Here is a 22,103-nt window from a genome sequence, read left to right on the forward strand (position 1 = left end):
ATTAATTTTTAATCCATCCACGGCCGTCCAAACCAGAACAACCCAGCAGCAGTAAGTCACGATAAACATCACTCACCTCCCTGTAAAATTTACCACAAACTGGGTTAATATGCGTAAGCTAACTCAAGAAAATAGAGTGACCCAGCCAATAGGCAAAAATGGGCAACTCAAGTGACTTCAAAATCAACTGAATTTATCGCCCATGACATATCAGCTAACAAAAACGTAAACATTTAGAAAGATGCCAAAAAAACCACGCTGTGGCATACTCCACACTTAACGCATCAGAATCTTACCGTCGCCCATGTCACATCACCTTATGAACCAAAAACGTATTGTCTTTGCGGGAACACCAGAATTTGCCGTGCCTTGTTTGCAGGCTTTGTTGCACAGTCATCATTTGCTGTGTGGCGTTTACACCCAGCCCGACCGCCCCGCAGGACGCGGACGACATCCCCAAGCCAGTGCTGTAAAACAATTCGCCCAAACGCATCACCTGCCCGTTTATCAGCCGTTTACTTTGAAAGATGAAACCGCTTATCAAACTTTAGTTGAACTGCGGCCGGATTTATTAGTGGTGGTGGCCTATGGTCTGTTGTTACCACAACGCATATTGGACATACCGACGTTGGGGTGTGTCAATGTTCATGCGTCTTTGCTGCCGCGGTGGCGTGGGGCTGCGCCGATTCAGCGTGCCATTTTAGCCGGAGACAGTGAGACAGGTATCACATTAATGCGTATGGATGTGGGTTTGGATACGGGAGACCTGTTGGCAAAAGTCACCTGTCCCATTTTACCTACAGATACCAGCCAATCGTTGCATGATCGTTTAGCGGCATTAGGTGCGGACTTATTGGCGCGTCACATTGATGAATTAGAACATCTTGCAGCGACTCCCCAAGATCACTATGGTGCGTGTTATGCCGCGAAATTGGAGAAAAACGAAGCCCAATTGAATTGGCAAGACAGCGCAATACAGCTAGATCGACAAATTCGGGCATTCAACCCCTGGCCAGTGGCAACCGCTAATGTGTTTGGGCAAATGTTACGTATTTGGGCAGCGACTCCGTTGGCAGAAACCCATCAATCCCCGCCCGGCCAATGTTTACGCGCCCAAGCTGAAGGACTGGACATTGCAACGGGAGAAGGGGTGTTGCGACTGTTGACGGTGCAAAAAGCGGGCGGTCGGCCTCTGGCCGTGCGTGATTTTTTAAATGCGCATCCTGAGTTACGATCTCACCTTAAACCCCCAACCTAATTTGTGGTCAATAAAGCTATTCGGTTTATAACGGGTTTATTCTTGGCAATAAAATAAAGAGGATAAATAGCATGAACATTCACGATACTCCCGCACCAACATTAGAAGAGATTTGGCGTTTATTTAAGGAAACAGCCCGTCAATTTGAGGAAATCGCACTCGAATCTAAAGAAATCGCTTGTCGATTTAAGGAAACCGACCTTCAATTTAAGGAAATCGCACTCGAATCTAAGGAAACAGCCCGTCGATTTGAGGAAATCGCACTTGAATCTAAGGAAACAGCCCGTCGATTTGAGGAAATCGCACTTGAATCTAAGGAAACAGCCCGTCGATTTGAGGAAATCGCACTTGAATCTAAGGAAACCGACCGTCTATTTAAAGAAATCGCACTCGAGTCTAAGGAAACCGACCGTCGATTTAAGGAAACGGATCGTAAATTCAAAGAAACCGATAAAAAAATCGGGGAATTAGGCAATCGCTTGGGTGAGTTTGTCGAGGGTTTAATCAAGCCTTCGGTGGTGCGTTTGTTTCAAGAGCGCGGAATTTTGGTGCATAAAACCTTCAGTGATGTCAGTGCAGATAATCCAGAATTAGATTTAGCCACACAAATTGGTTTGCTGCTCATTAATGGCGAAATCTGCGTTTTGATTGAAGTAAAAAGTAAACTCAGTATTGATGACATCAATGAACATATTGAGCGCATGAATAAATTTAAACCGTTATTTCCTGAATATGCGGATAAAAATGTTTATGGCGCAGTCGCAGCGATGGTGATACCAGATGAGGTCAGCAAATATGCCTACAGAAAAGGTTTTTTCGTCATTGCGCAAAAAGGGGAAATCACCGCCATTTTGAATGATGATAAATTTAAACCCGCTACGTGGTAACTCACAAAACAGCAGAAAAACATAACGAGACAATGACACGACTGACTCATCCCCGACTTATCGCACTGCAAAATTTACTCGCTGTTTTACAACAGCGGCGTTCCCTCAGTGATTGTTTACCTTCCAGCATGACGGCATTAACAGACCCGCGAGATCGGGCGTTGGTGCAAGCCCTGTGTTATGGGGTGTTGCGCTACTTGCCTTATTTGCAGGCTTTAATTCGTCCGTTGTTGCGTAAGCCATTGAAAGAACGGGATCAAGACATCGAACTTATTTTACTGTTGGGCGTGTACCAGTTGTGTTATATGCGCATTCCTGTTCATGCGGCTTTAGCGGAAACGGTAGAATTAACCCGTTTGATCAAGAAAAATTGGGCGACAGCCTTAGTCAATGGCACATTGCGCAGTTTTCAACGTCAAGCCGATGAATTAATGGCCACGGTTCAACAGCAGCAACCCGAAGCACAACTGGCGCATCCCGCATGGTGGTTGGAAGCCTTGCGTGCCGATTGGGGAGAACAAGCCCCCGCCATCGCACAAGCGAATAATACCGCACCTCCCATGACCTTGCGGGTGAATGCGCAAAAAATGACCCGTGAAGCCTACCAAGCTGAATTGGCCGCACAAGGACTTACCGCAACCCCCACGCCCCATACCACCCACGGCTTGACTTTAGATCACCCCGTTGATATACAGCAATTACCGGGGTTTGCGCAGGGTTGGGTGTCGGTACAAGATGGCGCAGCCCAATTGGCGGCCGCTTTGCTGCAAACACCAGAAAATGCCCGTGTACTCGATGCCTGCGCCGCACCAGGCGGAAAAACCGCACATTTGTTAGAATGCAATCCGACAATTCGACTCACTGCCGTCGATTGTCAGGCGGAACGTACCGAAAAAATAGTGGGGACTTTACAACGGTTATACTTTTCCGCCACAATCTGTTGTGCAGATGCCAGTCGGCCGGCAGACTGGTGGGACGGAGAACGGTTTGATCGTATTTTACTCGACGCACCTTGCTCCGCCAGCGGCGTTATTCGTCGCCATCCTGACATCAAATACCTACGTCAAGCCACAGACATCGCGCCATTAGTCCAACAGCAAGCCCAATTGCTGACGGCATTGTGGCCGCTGTTACAACGGGGTGGGCGGCTTTTGTATGTCACTTGTTCGGTGTTCGCGGCTGAAAACCAACACCAGATACAACGTTTTCTTCAGCAACAACCCGACGCACACGCCATAACGCTTGACGTTCATTGGGGACACGCCCTGCCGATAGGTCGGCAGATTTTGCCCGGCGAAGATAATCTCGATGGTTTTTATTATGCCTGTCTGGTTAAAACAGTTTAGTCGTCTCACGCTTGCCACCGGATTATTATTGCTGCTTTCTTATTCCGACGGTTGGGCTGAATTTTCTATTCACTACGCCAACACCCGTTTAAGTGATAAAGTTTATCTTCTCGATGCCCAGTTAAACTACCATTTGACCGACGCACCCAAAGAAGCTTTGCATAATGGAGTGGCTTTAACTCTGGTACTGACCATACTCGTACAACGAGAACGATGGTATTTTCTCAATGAAACCGTCGCCACCCTCAGACAACAGTATCAATTAGGCTATAATTCTCTGGCTGAACAATACTCCGTCACCTATCTCAATACGGGAATTGAAGAAACTTTTCCCACCTTAGAAGCAGCGTTATTGAAATTAGGTACGTTAAAAAATTTCCCGCTGCTTGACAGTCATCTGATTGCGCCCGATCAAACCTATTGGGTGCATTTACAAAGCCGCTTAGACATTGAAGCTTTACCCGCCCCTTTGCGTCCGGTGGCTTATTTTTCTGCACAATGGCGATTGGTTAGCGATTGGTATTTATGTCCCTTGCAAGCTCCCTCTTCCCCCGCCGACTCCGCCGATGGCAAGGTGGGTTAATACTCGGTTTTGCCATTCTACTGTTTGGCACACTGCTGGCCACTTTATTGATGATCTCTGATGCGCTACAAAGTTCAGCGCGGTTTGAGAGTTTATACACGTGGTTGTTGGTGGTGAATATTTTAGCCTTGCTGGCTTTGTTCATGCTCATCGCACTGAATTTGCGTCAATTGATTTCGCAAGTGCGTCATGGACGGGCAGGTTCTCGTTTAACGTTACGCATTGTCAGTCTTTTGGTGCTGTTGTCGAGTGTGCCGGTGACGGTTGTGTATTATTTTGCCTTAGAATTTATCAATCAGCGGTTAGACAGTTGGTTTGATGTCGAAATTGAGCAGGGCATGTCTGCGGCTTTAGAACTGAGTAAAGTCTCTATCGCGGCGTTAGTGCGCGAATCCATGCGTCAAATGGATGCCGCTACCCAAGAATTAATGGTTTTAGAAGAAGAGATCACCGCGTTACATTTGGATGAATGGCGCGAACGCATGGGCGCGTATGAACTTAATTTACTAACCCCCACGGGTAAAGTGATTATTGCCAGCATTGCTGACACCGATCAACTGCTCCCCAGTCGTCCTAACGATAATATTTTGTTTTATTTACGTGGTAAGCCCTATTACGCGGGTTTTGAAAGTTTCGATCAACCCCCCACCCCCCCTCCCAATGACACTCCAGCCACTGATGCCGCCACGGATTCTGCTGTGGAAAATAACAGTCAACAATTCCGGGTGCGGGTGATCACACGGGTATTGCGTCCGAGTTTGGATCGGGCTGAACAAGATTATTTACTGCACGGGGTTTTTACCTTTAGCGGTCGCATGAATGAATTGGGACAGACACTCACTCGTGTGTTTGAAACGTATCGAGAACGGGCTTTTTTGCATGAACCGTTGAAACTCAGCTTTACTTTAGTCTTATCGCTGGTGTTATTGCTCAGTATTTTTAGTGCGATTTGGTTGGCGTTTTTTTCGGCGCGGCGACTGGTTGCGCCGTTGAGTGCGTTGGCAGAGGGAACGCGAGCGGTGGCCGACGGCCATTATGATAAACAATTACCGGTGCGCCATTTTGATGAATTGGGTTTTTTGGTGCAATCGTTTAACGACATGACTCGCCACATTGCCAAAGCCCACGACGACGTGTGGCGCAACCAGCGCGTCGCAGACAGTCAGCGGTTATACTTAGAAACGGTATTGACGCGCTTATCATCGGGGGTGATTTCTTTAGACACGCAATATTGTTTACTCACAGCCAATCCGGCCGCGTGTCAAATTTTAGGCTTTCCCTTAGAACAAGCCTTAGGGCAACAATGGGCGTTATTGGCACAACGTTATCCCGAATTGCAACCTTTAGAACAATTATTAATTAATCGCTGTCAACCGCAAGGAGAAGATTGGCGAGAAGAAATAAAATTATTTGGCCACAGTGGTCATAAAGTTTTAATGTGTCGCGGCACTCGTTTGCAAGGCAACAGCGAATTAGAACGCTTAAAAAATAACTCTGAAAATTGGTTAATGGGCGGTTATGTGATCGTTTTTGATGACATTACCACCCTCATCCAAGCCCAACGTGATGCGGCATGGAGTGAAGTGGCGCGACGCATGGCGCATGAAATTAAAAATCCACTGACTCCGATTCAATTATCCGCCGAGCGTTTACGTCATAAATATTTGAATAAACTATCGCCAGATGATGCCAGTTCTTTTGAACGTCTGACACGCACCATTATCCAACAAGTCGAATCGATGAAAGAGATGACCAATGCTTTTTCTGATTATGCGAAAACGGCAAAAATTGAACGCAAAGCCATCCGACTCAATCAATTGGTGGAAGAAGTGCTAGAGTTATATCGAGATAAACACTTGCGAATTGAATTTGAAACCGAAGACGATTTACCGATTATTGCGGCCGATCCGAATCATTTACGTCAGATTTTACACAACTTAATTAAAAACGCCTTAGAAGCCTCTGCCGAAGCGGGACACGACAGCACCCAATTGCACCTGCAATTAAAACACCTCACGCAAGGCAACTTTGAATGTGTAGAATTGCGCGTGCAAGATCGCGGGCCTGGCATTCCTCCCGAATGGTTGGCCAAATTATTTGAACCTTATGTCACCAGTAAACCCAAAGGCACAGGATTGGGACTGGCGATTGTGAAAAAATTGGTCGAAGAACACAGTGGCACCATCTGGTTAGAAAATCTAAGCGAAGGCGGAGCCTGTGCGGTTATCCGCTTTCCAACCGCTCCTTTATCATTCACTTTAGCGAATCCAATTGAATTACCATGAGTAACGCCCACATTCTCGTTGTTGATGATGAACCCGACATTCGTGCCATCATGCAGGAAATTTTGGAAGACGAGGGCTATCAAGTCAGCGTGGCTGAACATGCCGAAGCCGCTCGCCAAATTCGCCGAGAAAAACGCCCTGACGTGATTTTACTCGACATCTGGATGCCCGATACGGATGGGATCAGTTTATTAAAAGAATGGTGTGATAATGGGTTAATCAACGACTGCTCGGTGATCATGATGTCAGGTCACGGCACGGTGGAAACCGCCGTCGAAGCCACTAAACTGGGGGCTTACGACTTTATTGAAAAACCTGTCACCACGTCTAAGTTATTAATTACTTTAAAACGTGCCTTAGAAATGGCCTCGTTACAACGCGAGAATCAAGGCTTAAAAAAGCGATCACCGATTGTTGAACCGTTGGGACACAGCGAGGTGATTCAACAGTTGCGCGAACAAGTCAAACGCTTGACCCAACACAAAATGTCCGTTTTAATCAATGGCGAATCGGGCAGCGGTCGCACTTTATTTGCGCGTTACATTCACCAGCAGAGCTTGCGACGCGATGGCCCTTTTGTCAATGTGCGCGTGGCGGGCATGAGTCCAGAAAATCAAGTGTTAGAATTATTTGGCGTGGAAGGCAGTCCTGCGCCAGCGCGTTTAGAACAGGCCAATCGCGGCACTTTGTATATTAAAGACATTGCGGATATGGACGATGCAGTGCAATCGCGTTTGCTCAACAGTTTAGAAAGCCAATCATTTACCCGTAATGGCGGTTCTGAAGCGATTCCCATTGATGTACGTATTATTGCGGCAACGGCTTATCCGATTGATAAAGCGGTGAATAATGGACGTTTACGCGAAGACCTCTATTATTATCTCAATATTATTCCCATTCACATTCCTCCTTTGCGCGATCATTGCGAAGATGTGCCTGAATTATTAGATTTTTACGTGAATGTTTTTGTGAATCAAGAAAATTTACCGTATCGTAAATTCAGTGTCGCCGCACAAAATCGCTTGCGTAATTACACGTGGCCGGGGAATGTGCGCGAGTTAAGAAATTTAGTGCAACGTTTATTAATTTTAGGCAATGGCTTATCGATTGAAGCCGATGAAGTCGAGCCGATTTTGAATATTCAAAGAAATAATAATCAACGTGCCACTTCTATTTATGATTTGCCATTACGCGAAGCCAGAGAACAATTTGAACGGGATTATTTAGAACATCAATTACAAGAAGTGGATGGCAATGTCAGTAAAGTGGCCAATCGAGTGGGTTTAGAACGGACTCATTTGTACCGCAAATTGCGCGCTTTGGACATCGATCCCAAACAAACTAAAAAATAAGCGCATCTCAGGACAAACCGATGTATCTAGTTGTTGTCAAGGTGATCAAATCGTCAGTTTGTTCCTGTATTCGTTTTTATTTCGTGCTTTCCTGCTAAAAATATCGCCCACTTGATCCCGATCAAGGCATGGCTTAAATCAGCCTGTTATGGTGAACGTCCTTTATCTTATTGTTTTAGGAGTCACCATGTTTTGCTACCAATGCGAACAAACCAAAAGAAACCATACTGCGGATGGTATTTTTATGGGCTGTGCCGATACAAAAGGCAGTTGTGGCAAAGATGCCACGACCGCTGATTTACAAGATTTGCTGGTTTATTTGATTCAGGGAATTGCTTATTATCAATATCAATTCGCTCCCACGCAAGGGATTGATAAAAAAGCGGCTGAATTTATTTTATACGGTCTTTTTACCACATTGACTAATGTCAATTTTAATGCCACTCGTTTTAGTTCTCTCATCCAAAACGCCAAAGAATTACGCGATCAATTGGCAGAAAAATCGGGTGGCGTTAAACCCTCCGATGCCCCGAATACCCCATTGACTTTAGTGCCACAATCTGATGTAGAAGGCTTATTAGCACAAGCCAAAATCGCCCGTGTCAACGCCCAACAAGACACTGTGGGTGCAGATGTTATTGGCTTACGTACTTTAATTTTATACGGTTTAAAAGGCGTGGCTGCTTATGCCTATCATGCTTTTATGTTAGGCTATCAAAAGGATGAAATTCATCTGGAAATGGCGCGCTTATTAAGCGAGTTAATGAGTGAATCTGTTGATTTAAATGGACTGTTAAAAGAAGCCTTAGCAGTTGGTGAATTAAATCTTCAAGTCATGGCGTTATTAGAACAAGCCAATACGGAACAATTCGGCACACAACAAGTTACCCCTGTCCGTACCACGCCTGTGGCGGGTAAAGCCATTTTAATGAGCGGTCATGATTTGCATGATTTAAAATTATTATTAGAACAAACGCAGGGTAAAAATATAAATGTTTATACACATGGCGAAATGTTACCCGCTCATGCTTATCCGCAATTAAAAGCCTATCCTCATTTGGTGGGTAATTACGGCAGCGCGTGGCAAAATCAACAACAGGAATTTGCAGCGTTTCCGGGGCCTATTGTCATGACTTCCAATTGCATTATTGAGCCGCAAGCCAGTTATCGTCAACGTTTATTTACTTCTGGGCCAGTGGGTTGGGCGGGGATTCGGCATGTGGCGGATGGTGATTTTTCTGCGGCCATTCAAATTGCCCAAGCCATGCCTGGTTTCAAAACCAGCGAAGTTGAGAAAACTATCACCGTTGGCTTTGGCAAACACACCGTGTTAGGCGTGGCCGACGCGGTCATTAACGCGGTGCAACAAGGGGCAATTAAACATTTCTTTTTAATTGGTGGTTGTGATGGCGCAGTACCGGGTCGCAATTATTACACCGAATTAGCCGAAAAAACGCCTCATGATACCGTTATTCTGACCTTAGGTTGTGGTAAATACCGGTTTAATCAATTGGATTTCGGGAGCATTGGTGGTATCCCGCGGTTATTAGATGTTGGACAATGTAATGATGCTTATGCGGCGATTGAAATTGCTAAAGCATTGGCAGGTGCTTTTCATTGTGGCGTGAATGATTTGCCTTTATCGTTCATGGTATCTTGGTTTGAACAAAAAGCCACTGCGGTTTTATTATCGCTACTCGCTTTGAATGTGCAGAATATTCATTTAGGCCCAAGTTTACCTGCTTATTTAACACCTAATCTCATTGCTATTTTACAAGAAAAGTTTTCATTGAAAGCCAATGGCAATGCAGAAGATGATTTAGCAATGGCTTTATCACCTAAAGCGGCTTAATGATTAACCAAAAAATGCCATTATAAATTGCTTATAGTGGCATTTTTTATTTTCTTATAAAAACTCTAAAGTAGCGATTCATCATGTCTGAATATCTCATTACCTTACAAACGAATGATGCCCAAAAAGTACAGTTTAATTGCGCGGATCAAGAGAATGTGATCAGTGCGGCTGAACGACAAGGCATTCGTTTACCGCAACAATGTCGCAATGGCGTGTGTGGATTTTGTACTGCGGCGCGTTTATCGGGCGAATACGAACTGCACGATTATCATGAAGCCGCATTGACCGCCGACCAGCGAGAACAAGGGGAAGTGTTGCTGTGTCGGACTTATCCGCGAGGGGATTTGCATTTAACCACTGATTATCCCTATTCTTCGATTGAATTTGGTCTTTATTCTCAAGTGACGGTACAAATTTTACAAAAAGAATGGGTGACAGATCAGGTGATTCATTTCATCGTGCAGCAATTGGATCATTTAGATGATTTATTAAGTGCAAAAATTAATGCAGGGCAATATGTTTATTTAAGCTCAATGGATAAAAAAATAGAACGGGCTTATTCCATTGCCAATTCCAGCAATTGGACGGGTACATTAAGTTTTTTTATTCAATTATGGCCAAAGGGTCAATTTTCCCAACATTTGCAACAATTAGCCATTAACGATACCCTGTTGGCAAAAGGAACTTATGGCGAATTTTTATTACAAGAAACAGGATTAAAACCGCGTTGGTTTATTGCGGGGGGAACGGGTTTATCCCCAATTTTAGCCATGTTGCAACAAATGGCCGAATGCGGAGAACCGCACCCTGTGCGTTTATTTTTTGGGGTGCGTCACGAATCAGAATTATTTGCGCAAGCACAATTCGCAGAATTAGCGCAGCAATTACCCGATTTTCAATATCAATATTGCGTTTCTCGTCCTTCAGCGGATGGGGCTTATCCTGCGCGTTCAGTGGTGCAAGCGGTTGATGCGGCATTGCGAGAGGCGAATGTTAAACCTGACTTGTATATTTGTGGTTCTAATCGTTTGGTGGAAGGCATCCATTTTGTCGCACAACAACATGATATTGCTCATGTGTTTTTTGAGCGGTTTGGTTAATATTTATTCAAATTGCCACTGAATCTGCCCATAAAAACTGCGTTCATTGGCGCGATATAATGGATTAAAACGAACCGTACTTAATTCATCTTGATATTTTGACAATAAATTTTGCCCAACCAATGATAAAGTGATATTTTTATCCCACGCATAAGCCAAACGACTGTCCAATTGCCAATAATCTGCCACAGGATTTTGATTAAAAACAACATTGTCCACATAACGCAACCCTAAATCCCACTGCCAATTTTCTCCCATATCCAATATAGAACGCAATGCCCATTGATGGCGAGGATTATTCATTTCTGCATCAATAGTATTGGCTTCTGCGATTTTTAATGTGGCATTTAAATCAGACTCTAAAAAACTATAAGCGGTTTGCCATCGCCAGTGTGCATTGAACTGTCCATCAGCGGTGATTTCTACGCCATAAACCACGCCTTCGGTGGCATTCGTCACTTGATTAAACAAAATAACCCGCCCTTTCTCTAATTCAGGCACAAAATAACCCACCGAATTCACCATATTGCTGTAATCTTGTCGAAATGCAGACAGGCTTAAATTTAACTGAGAAAAATTAGCCCGAACTCCCAATTCATAAGCCAATAAACTCTCTGGTTGAAACGTATTTCCTTCATTTTTAAAAATGAAATCTAAAGGATAAAATGGATTAGATTCATCAGCAATTTTTCTTTCTATGACAAAAAATCGATTAACTAAAGATTGTGTGCGAATAGCGCGAGAAATTGCGCCCCACATATTATAATGTGGCGACCATTGCCATGAGAAACGAACACTGGGTTGATATTGTAAATGATTTAATTCGTTAAATTCAATTTTTGTTCCCAAAGTAAAAGTTAATTCTTCAGGTAATAACGACCAATCATGTTGTATAAAAAGGCTAAATAAATGCTCATTATGCTTATTCGGCACAAAACCATTATGAGGAATCAGTGAATAAGCCTCTAAATGATTAAAATAATAAGAGGCACCCCAGTTAATTTCATGATTTTTATTAAAACGATGTAAATGCTCAAAACCAATTTTAAAAGAAGTTAATTGTGTGCCGACATCGGCCGCGTTTCTTTTTTCCCATTCTAAAGAGCTTTGCAGGGTTAAAGTAGAATCTTCTGCAAGAGGATAATAAACATCAGAATTAAGCCGCATAGCGGCATTATTTTCTGAGCTTAATGGCATCGTGCTTAATAAAGGCGTTTCCCACAAACGTTGTTGATAAATATCAGATTGTACACGCCATTGCGTGTTATTTTCCGTTTGTCCATCAAGGCGAAATCCTGCTTGGGTCATTTGCCACGCATCAGAAGGCTCTTGTGCGCGTGCCAATGCGTCGTAACTGCGTTTTTTTGCATAGATTCTAAACTGCCCTTTATTATCCATTAATTCTCCACCATAACGCCATTCAGTGAGATATTTTAATTCATTTCCTGCGGCTAATTTAAGCAAAGTGCCTTGTGTCTCTTGTGCGTTTTTAGTAATAATATTAATTACGCCATTCATGGCATTTGCCCCCCACAATGTGCCGCCGGGGCCACGAATAATTTCAATGCGTTCAATATTATTGATTAAAGTATCTACCGTATCCCAATACACGCCTGCAAAAATAGGATTATAAATACTATGTCCATCAATTAGCACCAATAATTTATCGCTAAAAAAATTATTAAAACCGCGAATGCTAATTGCCCAACCATGCGAATTATAACGCGCCACTTGCACCCCCGGTGCCAAACGCAATGCGTCAGCAATAGTCGTCACACCAGCACGTTCAATATCCTCTTGCGTAATGACAAATATCGCCGCCGCTGCATGGTTTACATTCTGTTCTTTTTTCCCCACAGAGGTGACAATTTGTACATTCATTAAATCATTTAGAGAAAGTTTTAATAAATTTTGTAAATCTGCATTTTGCGCATGAGCAAAAGAACAAGCCAGAATAGATATTAAAAAAATTCCCCATTTTTTTGCTAAATTAATCATAATTAACTCTTGAAAGCAAAACGATATATGGTCAATTTTAACATGGAATATTAACGGTATTGTGTTAATTTTCCATGTCACAATAATAGCAAAAAAGATTGACGCATATTCTATATTTTGAGAATATAACCCTATCTAATCTGCACAAAATAAATAAAGCCATCCATCTCCTAAGATAAAGTAATATATCTTGCATTGATAATAGCAAAGTGTACTGGATTAATGTCATTAGGGGGAGAAAATTCTGGAGATGGCTTGTATAAAGTGATTTTTTGCGTGACATCAATCTATTTTTTTATTTTTTAAGTGTTGAAAAGCCAATTTTACAACACCAGTCATTCTCTTAATTTTCATGATTTTTAATAAAAATAAGCCTGAAAATTGCATGTTTTCACCCGCAATATCATCCCAATTTTTCTCACCAACACCAAATGAAGCCTATTATGGACAGCGAATATCCACTTAAAAAAACACGCCACACCCAGCTTAAATACCAGATTATGGGATATATTTTAATGCTGGTATTGCCTGTGCTAAGTCTGCTTGCATTAACCAATTATTTAGACACCAGAGATGCTTTAATAGAAAGCTATGATCTCTTGCAAAGACAAACAGAAGATAATATCGCTAATGCCCTTAAATTGGTTGATAGTGCTTATAAAATGTTTGAACACCCATTGGATTTACGATTAAAGCAAGCCTTTACCCCTTTCGTCAAGGCATACGAACAAGCGCAAGGACAAGTTTCTGAGATTAATTTGGTGGGTTTAAAACATGAATTAGAAGCAGATACTGGTTTAGAAATGGATCTGTATATTATTAACCATCATGGTGTGGTTGAATATACGACTTATAAAACAGATTTAAATTTAGATTTTAAACAAAAATTCCCTGATTATTATCAGAAATTAGACGGCATCCGTAAACGCGGTACTTTTTTTGCCGATAGAATTACCGCAGAGGCATTAACAGGAGAATTGCGTAAATTTGTTTATATGCCTACTCCTGATAAACATTATTTATTAGAATTGGGCGTGCGGGTTAAAAACTTCCCTAATTTTTTGGATGAACTAGACCCCGTTAAAATTGCTAAACGGTTAAAAGAATTTAATCCGATGTTATCGGATATTCGCTTATTTAATCGCTCTGGTTTATATGTGTTAGGTAGTCCTAATGATAAAATTGATAAAGAGACTAAAGATATTATCAGTAAATTAGAAAATAATGATAATAACTTTTATGAAATTAGTTACCCTAAAGATAAACGCTTAGTTCGTTATATTCTTGTGAATTTACACAGTAAATCTAATGGCGTTGTTACCCATCGAGATTTATCGAAAGAAATTCCCCCTACATTAAGTGAAGAATTTGCTGAAGACATGCACACGGATTCTTCTTTCACGTCGCTTAAACCCTTGAGCATTTCTAATGAGGTGGTGGAATTAACTTATAACACGACAAGAATTGAAAGAATTTTATTACATCAGATTATGTCCAATATTGCTGTGGGGATTATTGCGGTGATTTTAACGGTGATTTTAGCCTTTTTTGTTGCTGCGAGAATTAGCCAACCCATTTTGCAAGTGATTCGCGCCGCGAGTTTATTGGCCGGGGGACAATGGCATCAAAATGTTCCCGTGCATCGTTCGGATGAATTGGGTAAATTGGCATTGGCTTTTAACAGTATGGCGCAGCAATTGGAAGATTCTTTTGCGACTTTAGAAGCAAAAAATGCCGATTTAAAACGTTTGGACAAATTAAAAGATGAATTTTTAACCAATACTTCGCATGAATTGCGCACGCCTTTAAATGGTATTATTAGTATTGCCGAATCGTTATTAGATGGCGCAACGGGACAATTACCCGAACGCACCCGTTATAATTTAACCATGATTATTTCTAGCGGGCGACGTTTGGCGAATTTGGTGAATGATATTTTAGATTTTTCCAAATTACGTCACCGTGATTTAAATCTTAATATTCGCCCCGTGGATATGCACGCGGTCGCAGAATTAGTGCAGGCTTTAACGCAACCTTTAATTTTGCAAAAAGATTTGGTATTGAGAAATGAAATTAGCCCTGATTTTCCCAAAGCGGCTGCGGATGAAAATCGAGTGCAGCAAATTTTATATAATCTAGTGGGAAATGCGATTAAATTCACCGACCGCGGGCAAATTACAATAGAATCAGAAGTGAAAGTTCCTCCATTACTGCCCGAAAACAGCACGGAGGGGACGCTATCGGGACAACGCCATTTGGTGATTCGGGTGCGAGACACGGGGATTGGTATCCCAGCGGGTCGTTTAAACCATATTTTTGAGTCGTTTGAACAGGTTGATGGTTCTTCAGCGCGACGTTATGGTGGGACAGGCTTGGGTTTGGCGGTGACGAAGCAGTTGGTTGAATTACACGGAGGGCATATTTTTGTTGAATCGGTAGAAGGCGAAGGGTCTTGTTTTACATTCACATTACCTGTGGCGCATAATTTGTCAGAATTCCCCGAAGATCAATTGCGGGCTTTAAGTCATGAATCCATGATCAATAGTTTAAGAACGATAGAAGAAACGCGCCAAGCGGTTGAATTGCCTGTGTTATTACCTGTTGATGACCTTGAAAATGAGGGTGAACGTCGTTTTCGCATTTTAGTGGTCGATGATGAACCCATTAATCACCAAGTTTTAGTCAATAATTTGGTGTTAAAAAAATATATGATTATGCAAGCCTCTTCAGGATTGGAAGCTTTGCAATTATTAGAACAAGGATTGCAACCTGATCTAATTTTATTAGACATTATGATGCCCAGAATGACGGGCTATGAAGTGACACAACGCATTCGAGAAACGTGGAGTGTGAATGAATTGCCGATTTTATTATTAACGGCTAAAAATCAGATTTCTGATTTAGTGATTGGCTTAGAAGCGGGCGCAAATGATTACATTACTAAACCCATTTCTAAAGAAGAATTGTTGGCGCGAATAAAAACCCATTTGAGCTTAAAATATATTAGCGATGAAAATCGCCGTTTAACCTTAATGGCCGATGAAGCCAGACATGCCGCAGAATCAGCCAGTCGTGCCAAGAGTGCTTTTTTAGCCAATATGAGTCACGAATTAAGAACGCCATTAAATGCCATTCTTGGTTATGCGGGTTTGCTGTATGAACAGGCTGAAGATCATGCTTATGAAGACTTATTACCCGAATTAGATAAAATTCAAATTGCGGGTAAGAATTTACTGGCTATTATTAGCGATGTTCTTGATATTACTCGAATTGAAGCGGAGCGGTTAGATTTACATATTCGTGAATTTAAAGTGAGAGATTTGGTAGATGAAATTGTCACGATTATTCGCCCGCAATTGGAAGGCAATCGTTTGGAAATTCGTTATGGTTCTGCCATCAATGCCATGCACAGCGATCCCACAAAGATTCAGCAAATTTTGCAAAATTTATTGAGCAATGCGGCCAAATTTACGCACAATGGATTAATTATATTGTCTATTGAACGGATGGAAACTTTAATTAGTTTTCGGGTGATTGATAATGGAATTGGCATTCCTGCTGAACATTTAGAAGCGATTTTTGAACCTTTTAATCAAGTCGATAATTCTAGCACGCGCATTTATGGCGGAACAGGATTAGGCTTAACGATTTGTCGCCAATTGTGCTTATTATTAGGGGGGAGAATTTTGGTGGAAAGTGAAGTGAATAAAGGCAGCACTTTTACCATACAATTGCCCACATTTTTGGATAAGAATCGAGCCGAGAATCAAACACGTGATCGCTGAATCCCTCCATTTTTTTGCGGGTAAAAACGCGGCAAATTCAAATTTTAGTTGAAATAGCCCCATTCAGACCAATATAATCTGATTCATACGGTGAGTGGACAACCGTATGTTTCTTTTTTATTCACATCATTTTGTCACTTAGAGATTGTACTTATGGCACATCAATTACCTGCTCTTCCTTATGCAATGGACGCATTGGCACCGCACATTTCTAAAGAAACTTTAGAATTTCATTACGGTAAACATCACCAAACCTATGTGGATAAATTAAACGCGCTGATTCCCAACACCGAATTTACGGATTTGTCTTTAGAAGAGATTGTGAAAAAATCGTCGGGAGGCATTTTTAATAATGCTGCTCAAGTGTGGAATCATACTTTTTATTGGAACTGTTTAAGTCCCAATGGCGGCGGCGCACCTACGGGCGCAATTGCTGAAGCGATTAACGCTAAATTCGGTTCTTTTGACAAGTTTAAAGAAGAATTTACCGCCACCGCCATTAACACCTTTGGTTCGGGCTGGGGATGGTTGGTGAAAAATCCTGACGGCAGTTTGGCTTTGATGAGTACCAGCAACGCCGGCACACCCATGACTGAAGGGAAAACGGCTTTATTGACTTGCGACGTGTGGGAACACGCTTATTACGTCGATTACCGCAATGCCAGACCCAAATATGTTGAAGCCTTTTGGAATTTGGTCAATTGGGATTTTGTGAATGCGAATTTAGCAGCTTAATTTTTTAATTTTTAATGGTTCTTTGTAAGAAAAATTAACGGCTCTTAAACCGGCAAGTGAAATGTAAAATTTCACTTGCCTATTGCTGTTAATAAACCAGAAAAATTACAGACTTTCTAACCACGCCTTTAAACGGCTCACTTGAATGGCGATGACTTTGGCATCATTGAGGGCATTTCCCATGAGGATTCCGCCTTGAACGCCTGTCATGAGTTGCACGCCGTATTCTTCAACGGCTTCGTTGGAAAACCCCATCAGATGAAATTGCTCACACACCCATTCGAGTTGAATCTTGAGGATGTGATTGGCTTTTTCGGCTAACGGAGAAGGGGTTTTATCCAGTTCTTGACACAAACTCCCCACAGGGCAGCCATGCACAATCAATTCTTGACTTTCTGCAACCACATGCTCCAAGAAAGCCACTAATCGCTTGCGTGGGTTTGAAATCTGCTCCCATTGCCAAACATGTTTTAGCCAATCTTCCGTACGTTCCTGAATCACAGCAGAAGCAATGTCCTCTTTGGTTTTGAAGTAGTAGTAGACATTCCCCAGTGGCACCTTAGACTCTCTGGCAATATCCGCCAGAGTCGTTTGGTAAAAGCCTTGTTGGTGAATCAAGGCTTTGGCTGCGGCTAACAAACGTTCTCGTTTATCACTGACTCTGGGCATGTTGTTGATCCTTTTTTTATCAAAATCGCTAAACGTAGTAATTATATATAGTGCGACAACTAAATGTCACACTTAATTCTAGGTGTTTTTTGGCTTGTGTCAAGTCGATTGTTTATTTTTCTTAACTTCCAGGGATGACAGAAGATTTCATGGTTAATGGTCATCTGACTTTCTTGGAATGGATGAAATGGAACGACTTATCGAGTCAATTCTGATCCAAACAAAAGGGAGGTGTTATGAGTGATTCAATCTTGGGGCATGAGGATTTGATACAAAGAGTTAAGAAATAATTCTAAGCTGTGATTATATTTTGCGCATTTTTCTAATTCTTTTTTCTGCCGCAAAATTTTAGATATTTTATCATAATAAATTGTATCTTCTTTATAATCTTTTAGTAACCTTTTTAATTTTTCTTTTGGTTTTGCGGAGTGAGCTGTGTTTTTATTTTCATTTTCATAAAGTGGCAAAATCCATGCTTCTGTTTCTTCGATACAAATCGCGTAGAAAAGTTGGAACTTATATTGTTCCCATTTAGTATCAGGATACCATGTTGTTTCAATATTTCCAATAATTTTTTCTCGACATATTTTACAATATTCTTGAATATTATCTTTACTTTTAAAAGGGCGTTTCCATTGCAGGCTGTCTTCAGCCGTGTCTAAGTGAATAATTAAAATTTTTTGTGCTTCTGGATAGTTAGAATATACGCCCTCGAAAAAAATTTGAATATCCTCCCATTCTTCGCATTCTCTTTTAACAGATTCCCAACCACCATGAGTGCGGGCTTTTTCTGTTGCGTCAGGATCAGGTCGAATTGCTAAAAAATCTGTTTCATCTTTACCAAAAAGACCCTTTAATATGTTTTTTAAAACGGCTTGATCTGTCGTTCCTTCTGCAATTAATCCAAATTGCCACTTGATTAATGACATATTAAAATCCTTCTGGAATTGCACCAATATAACCCTTCATCCATAGTTCTGATAATTTAACAGATTTACGTTCATTGTCGGCATTGGGTTTGGCATATAGACGATTAATTTTAGTTTCGCCTGTGTCATCATCACGCTTTACGATAAAAAGCCGCACGTCGTTATCGGTTAAATTTAAGCCGTCTAAAATAGCAGGATTATGGGTAGTAATTAATACTTGTTTATCGTGTTTTTTGGCTAAATTGCTTAGGATTTCGATTAGATGACGACAAAGGTGTGGATTTAAGCTGGTTTCAATATTATCGATAGCAAAAAAACGCGGCGTTTTATGGCTGATAAAAAGGGCTAAATAAAAGAAAACATGCAGCACACCTTCGTTAGAGTTTTCTGCTGAAAAGATTTGGTTTTCTTTGTGCATAAAACGGTCTTTAAAATAGAGTTTTGAACGGCTTCTACCCAATTTATAACCGTCATATTTATAATTATCCGCGTCATCTAATTCTATTTTTTCTAACCATTCAATAAGATAATAATACTCTTCCAGTTCTGCTTTTTCATCAGGTGTGAGATTAAAAAGAAGGGTATCTAAACCTTCGCCATAAATTCCTAATGGTTGTTTTTTGCTGTCATTACGCAAGCCGCGCAGGGCGTGAATGTCTAAATTATAAATTAGATAATCACGCAAAGGGAGATAAGCCTCTGGCTCTATTAAACCTATTGATTTTTTTTGCCATGTTTGAATATCGGCGGTTATGAATTGGCGAATTTGGTTGCTTGAATCTAAGGTAATCGCCAACTCCATCGTTTGTTTTGTTGATGGATTTTGGGTAGCAAATGCGCTCATGGTTAATGTGGGTTTTGCAATGCGAATGCCTTTATCATATAGCGTATCTGTATCTAGGCGATTTTCATAAGCCGCACTGAGAAAAGCAAGGGCTTCTAATACGTTAGATTTACCTGCCCCATTTGCCCCAATAAAAACGTTAATTCGTCCTAGTTCTAATTGGGTTGCAATAATAGATTTAAATTGCTTAATTTCCAGATGAGTCACCGATTGAACGGAAACAGGCAAGCGAAGCAATTGTGATTCTATTTTTTTCCGATCATTGACTGCGGCTAATTTTAAGCTATTCCACAATAGTTTTTCAGCTTCTAAATACTGTTCTAGTTTCTCTATTTGTGTTTTGCTCAAATTCCAATCATGACCAAGATTGCAATGGGTGCGCATTAGTTCTTTTAATGATTCGGCTAATGATTTCCATTCTTCTTTTGTACTTCCTATTGCGGGGATTCTCTCTTGTAGGTTTTTAAGTTCTTCTGTTAATGTTTCTTTATTTTTAGAAGTATTTTTTTCAATTAATTTACCAAACGATTCGTGAAAAATATTTATAGAATCATTTGAAATTTGAGTTAGTGGCATGGAAGCATAAACCAAGAATTTTTGGACCAAATAAAAAGTAAATTCAGGATGAATGTTTGAAGTAGTAAAAGAATGAAGGATTGTTGCAAAATTAAAGGAAGAATTGTCTACTAAAGGAGAACTGATTTCGTGGTCAAAACCAATGATAAAAAATACAGCAATGTTGTCGGCATGGGCAACAGCAAAAACGAGGTCAAAAATTGAGTAAGAAATCCCATTTAAACTAAGATAATAATAAAAACTTCTTTTAGTTGGTAGCGAATAAGACATATCAGATTCCAACGCCTTATTATTTACCCATTTCGCCAAATTCACCAAAGTTTCATCATCAGCAATTAAACTATCAATATAATCTTGTAATTTAGCAAAAAATTCATCTGAACCATCTAATAAACTAACGGTTAATAAAAACACCTCTCGCCAACGAACATCAGTCACATGAGGAATTAATTGATCAAGACAAGGAATTTGATTATTGGCGATATAATGCGCAGTAAAATACTCTTGAAAAGACAAGTGAGCAAAAGAATAAATATCTTTGGCACGTTCTATAAAAATCCCATGTTGGGCTGAAATCTCTTTTAACACCGCTTCGCCATTAATTTCTTGCGAATCAACTTTAGGTAATTTCTGCAAAAATAATTCGATGGCTTCGGCTAATTTTGCTTTGGGAAAAAATTGTTGATTTTGCTCAAAACAGTTGTAGGCAAAGTGGGCAAAAAATTGGATTTTATGTCGCTTTGATAATCCCTTATAAATCTCATCCCGTTTGATACTGCGATCTCGCGTATCCCATTTTTCCAAAAGGACTTGCATGGCTTCTTCATAAATGTCAGCACGCCGCTCAGGAAATCCCAATTTTTCTTGATAAATCAAACACAACAAAGTCAATAGAATTGGAACATTTCCTAATTCTTGCAATCCCTTATGCTCACTTTGAAAAAAATCAGTTAAAAACTGCTCGCCCCGTTTTTCATCCTGAGAAAACCATTTTTTTACAAAATTACGGACTTGTTCTTGTGTGAAATCAGCGACTTCTAAATAGGTAAAATTCTGTAACGAATAATCCGCGGCCGCAACGCGACAAGTCAATAATAAATCACATTTGCGATATTCTCGGCTGATCGCTTGCAAAGCTGACATCATGTTTCGCCGTTCATCATCGGCTTGGTTGACCTCATCTACCCCATCCAACAGCAACAAAGCCTGCCCTTCCTCCAGCAAATGCCGAATAAACGGTTCTGCATCAGGAAATTGGCAAATTTTAAATTGTTCAACTAAAAACGCCATTAAATCAAAATCTTTTAATCCTTTTTTTCGTACAAAATCCGCCCATTCGTGTAAAGTCACAAACATAGGCACTTTAGCAATTTTTCCTTCAACCGCTTGCAAGGTGATATATTTTAAAAAAGTGGTTTTACCCGCGCCTGGTTTGCCTAAAATAAACCAACGCTTTACCGTATTTTCTTTTTGCAATAAAGCAAAACCATCGTATCGCTGACGATTTTCTAAAATTTGAAAATTTTCTTGTAACTCATTGAGATTAAAACGTTGTTCGGCTGAAATTTTACTATGAACATAAACATCAGTAAAAAGCCCTGTTAAAGGGACAGATTCGGATTTACCCAATAATTTAATGTGGCCATAATCTTTTTTTAAAGCGCGGCGATAGGCTTCTTTGGCTTTATTCCATTGGAATTTTTCCCATTGATTACGAGCAGAATCACCTAATTTTTCAACTATTTTCTCCCCAAACTTTTCCCAAACCCATACTGTAGCCGATAATGGATCAATCATTGTATTTTACTCCTTAATTATGTTTATAAAATTGTGAAACTTTTGAAATGATCCTATCCCAGTATAATGACGCGGTCAATATTAAAAGGTTTATTATCACGCCA

The 22,103-nt window shown here is 40.9% G+C and carries 14 protein-coding genes; 10 read left to right on the forward strand and 4 right to left on the reverse strand.

From position 1 onward, the window contains the following. The first annotated feature begins 319 nt into the window (after positions 1-319). The 8 genes from fmt to TPSD3_RS13490 all read left to right on the forward strand — a co-directional run bounded on the left by fmt (position 320) and on the right by TPSD3_RS13490 (position 10,666). Entirely contained in the window at positions 320-1,258 is a 939-nt protein-coding gene (gene fmt / locus TPSD3_RS13455) for a methionyl-tRNA formyltransferase (protein WP_086489027.1), read from the forward strand. A 71-nt stretch (positions 1,259-1,329) separates the two neighbouring features. Beyond that, positions 1,330-2,145 (forward strand): hypothetical protein, encoded by an 816-nt coding sequence (locus TPSD3_RS13460; protein ID WP_176329876.1) that lies wholly within the window; start codon positions 1,330-1,332, stop codon positions 2,143-2,145. 32 nt (positions 2,146-2,177) lie between these two features. Continuing rightward, on the forward strand, positions 2,178-3,491 hold the full coding sequence (rsmB, locus tag TPSD3_RS13465) for a 16S rRNA (cytosine(967)-C(5))-methyltransferase RsmB (RefSeq protein WP_086489028.1): 1,314 nt from the start codon (positions 2,178-2,180) through the stop codon (positions 3,489-3,491). Continuing rightward, positions 3,466-4,074, forward strand: a complete 609-nt coding sequence (locus tag TPSD3_RS13470) for a DUF4390 domain-containing protein (protein ID WP_176329877.1) — start codon at positions 3,466-3,468, stop codon at positions 4,072-4,074. The genes rsmB and TPSD3_RS13470 overlap by 26 nt, the downstream gene beginning before the upstream one ends. Continuing rightward, a complete protein-coding gene (locus tag TPSD3_RS13475; protein WP_086489030.1) occupies positions 4,017-6,359 on the forward strand; it encodes an ATP-binding protein in 2,343 nt (780 codons plus the stop codon). The genes TPSD3_RS13470 and TPSD3_RS13475 overlap by 58 nt, the downstream gene beginning before the upstream one ends. Beyond that, positions 6,356-7,711, forward strand: coding sequence for a sigma-54-dependent transcriptional regulator (locus TPSD3_RS13480; protein WP_086489031.1), 1,356 nt, complete (start codon positions 6,356-6,358; stop codon positions 7,709-7,711). The genes TPSD3_RS13475 and TPSD3_RS13480 overlap by 4 nt, the downstream gene beginning before the upstream one ends. A gap of 187 nt (positions 7,712-7,898) precedes the next feature. Then, positions 7,899-9,563, forward strand: coding sequence for a hydroxylamine reductase (hcp, locus tag TPSD3_RS13485; protein ID WP_086489032.1), 1,665 nt, complete (start codon positions 7,899-7,901; stop codon positions 9,561-9,563). Positions 9,564-9,646: 83 nt separating this feature from the next. Beyond that, positions 9,647-10,666 carry a 2Fe-2S iron-sulfur cluster-binding protein gene (locus TPSD3_RS13490; RefSeq protein WP_086489033.1) on the forward strand — a complete coding sequence of 340 codons (1,020 nt, stop codon included), beginning with the start codon at positions 9,647-9,649 and terminating at the stop codon, positions 10,664-10,666. Positions 10,667-10,669: 3 nt separating this feature from the next. On the opposite strand, the gene TPSD3_RS13495 is transcribed toward TPSD3_RS13490, so the two are convergent. Further along, entirely contained in the window at positions 10,670-12,664 is a 1,995-nt protein-coding gene (locus tag TPSD3_RS13495) for a TonB-dependent receptor plug domain-containing protein (protein WP_086489034.1), read from the reverse strand. Between the two features lie 431 nt (positions 12,665-13,095). Between TPSD3_RS13495 and TPSD3_RS13500 the strand changes: the two genes are divergently transcribed. Next, entirely contained in the window at positions 13,096-16,449 is a 3,354-nt protein-coding gene (locus tag TPSD3_RS13500; RefSeq protein ID WP_086489035.1) for an ATP-binding protein, read from the forward strand. Positions 16,450-16,602: 153 nt separating this feature from the next. Continuing rightward, positions 16,603-17,184: a superoxide dismutase gene (locus tag TPSD3_RS13505; RefSeq protein ID WP_086489036.1), complete on the forward strand. Its 582-nt coding sequence runs from the start codon at positions 16,603-16,605 to the stop codon at positions 17,182-17,184. A gap of 105 nt (positions 17,185-17,289) precedes the next feature. Here TPSD3_RS13505 and TPSD3_RS13510 read toward each other — a convergent pair whose 3' ends face one another. The 3 genes from TPSD3_RS13510 to TPSD3_RS13520 form a co-directional block, all read right to left on the reverse strand. Beyond that, positions 17,290-17,853, reverse strand: coding sequence for a TetR/AcrR family transcriptional regulator (locus tag TPSD3_RS13510; protein WP_086489037.1), 564 nt, complete (start codon positions 17,851-17,853; stop codon positions 17,290-17,292). 245 nt (positions 17,854-18,098) lie between these two features. After that, positions 18,099-18,782: a hypothetical protein gene (locus TPSD3_RS13515; protein ID WP_086489038.1), complete on the reverse strand. Its 684-nt coding sequence runs from the start codon at positions 18,780-18,782 to the stop codon at positions 18,099-18,101. Position 18,783: 1 nt separating this feature from the next. After that, positions 18,784-21,999, reverse strand: a complete 3,216-nt coding sequence (locus TPSD3_RS13520) for an AAA family ATPase (RefSeq protein WP_086489039.1) — start codon at positions 21,997-21,999, stop codon at positions 18,784-18,786. Positions 22,000-22,103: the final 104 nt, after the last annotated feature.

It is taken from the genome of Thioflexithrix psekupsensis (genome assembly GCF_002149925.1).
Classification (GTDB): Bacteria; Pseudomonadota; Gammaproteobacteria; order Beggiatoales; family Beggiatoaceae; genus Thioflexithrix; species Thioflexithrix psekupsensis.

Excerpts from the sequence above, each read along its gene's own strand:
- fmt (WP_086489027.1), top strand. The coding sequence starts at position 320 with ATGAACCAAAAACGTATTGTCTTTGCGGGAACACCAGAATTTGCCGTG.
- TPSD3_RS13460 (WP_176329876.1), top strand. The coding sequence starts at position 1,330 with ATGAACATTCACGATACTCCCGCACCAACATTAGAAGAGATTTGGCGT.
- rsmB (WP_086489028.1), top strand. The coding sequence starts at position 2,178 with ATGACACGACTGACTCATCCCCGACTTATCGCACTGCAAAATTTACTC.
- TPSD3_RS13470 (WP_176329877.1), top strand. The coding sequence starts at position 3,466 with ATGCCTGTCTGGTTAAAACAGTTTAGTCGTCTCACGCTTGCCACCGGA.
- TPSD3_RS13475 (WP_086489030.1), top strand. The coding sequence starts at position 4,017 with ATGTCCCTTGCAAGCTCCCTCTTCCCCCGCCGACTCCGCCGATGGCAA.
- TPSD3_RS13480 (WP_086489031.1), top strand. The coding sequence starts at position 6,356 with ATGAGTAACGCCCACATTCTCGTTGTTGATGATGAACCCGACATTCGT.
- hcp (WP_086489032.1), top strand. The coding sequence starts at position 7,899 with ATGTTTTGCTACCAATGCGAACAAACCAAAAGAAACCATACTGCGGAT.
- TPSD3_RS13490 (WP_086489033.1), top strand. The coding sequence starts at position 9,647 with ATGTCTGAATATCTCATTACCTTACAAACGAATGATGCCCAAAAAGTA.
- TPSD3_RS13495 (WP_086489034.1), bottom strand. The coding sequence starts at position 12,664 with ATGATTAATTTAGCAAAAAAATGGGGAATTTTTTTAATATCTATTCTG.
- TPSD3_RS13500 (WP_086489035.1), top strand. The coding sequence starts at position 13,096 with ATGAAGCCTATTATGGACAGCGAATATCCACTTAAAAAAACACGCCAC.
- TPSD3_RS13505 (WP_086489036.1), top strand. The coding sequence starts at position 16,603 with ATGGCACATCAATTACCTGCTCTTCCTTATGCAATGGACGCATTGGCA.
- TPSD3_RS13510 (WP_086489037.1), bottom strand. The coding sequence starts at position 17,853 with ATGCCCAGAGTCAGTGATAAACGAGAACGTTTGTTAGCCGCAGCCAAA.
- TPSD3_RS13515 (WP_086489038.1), bottom strand. The coding sequence starts at position 18,782 with ATGTCATTAATCAAGTGGCAATTTGGATTAATTGCAGAAGGAACGACA.
- TPSD3_RS13520 (WP_086489039.1), bottom strand. The coding sequence starts at position 21,999 with ATGATTGATCCATTATCGGCTACAGTATGGGTTTGGGAAAAGTTTGGG.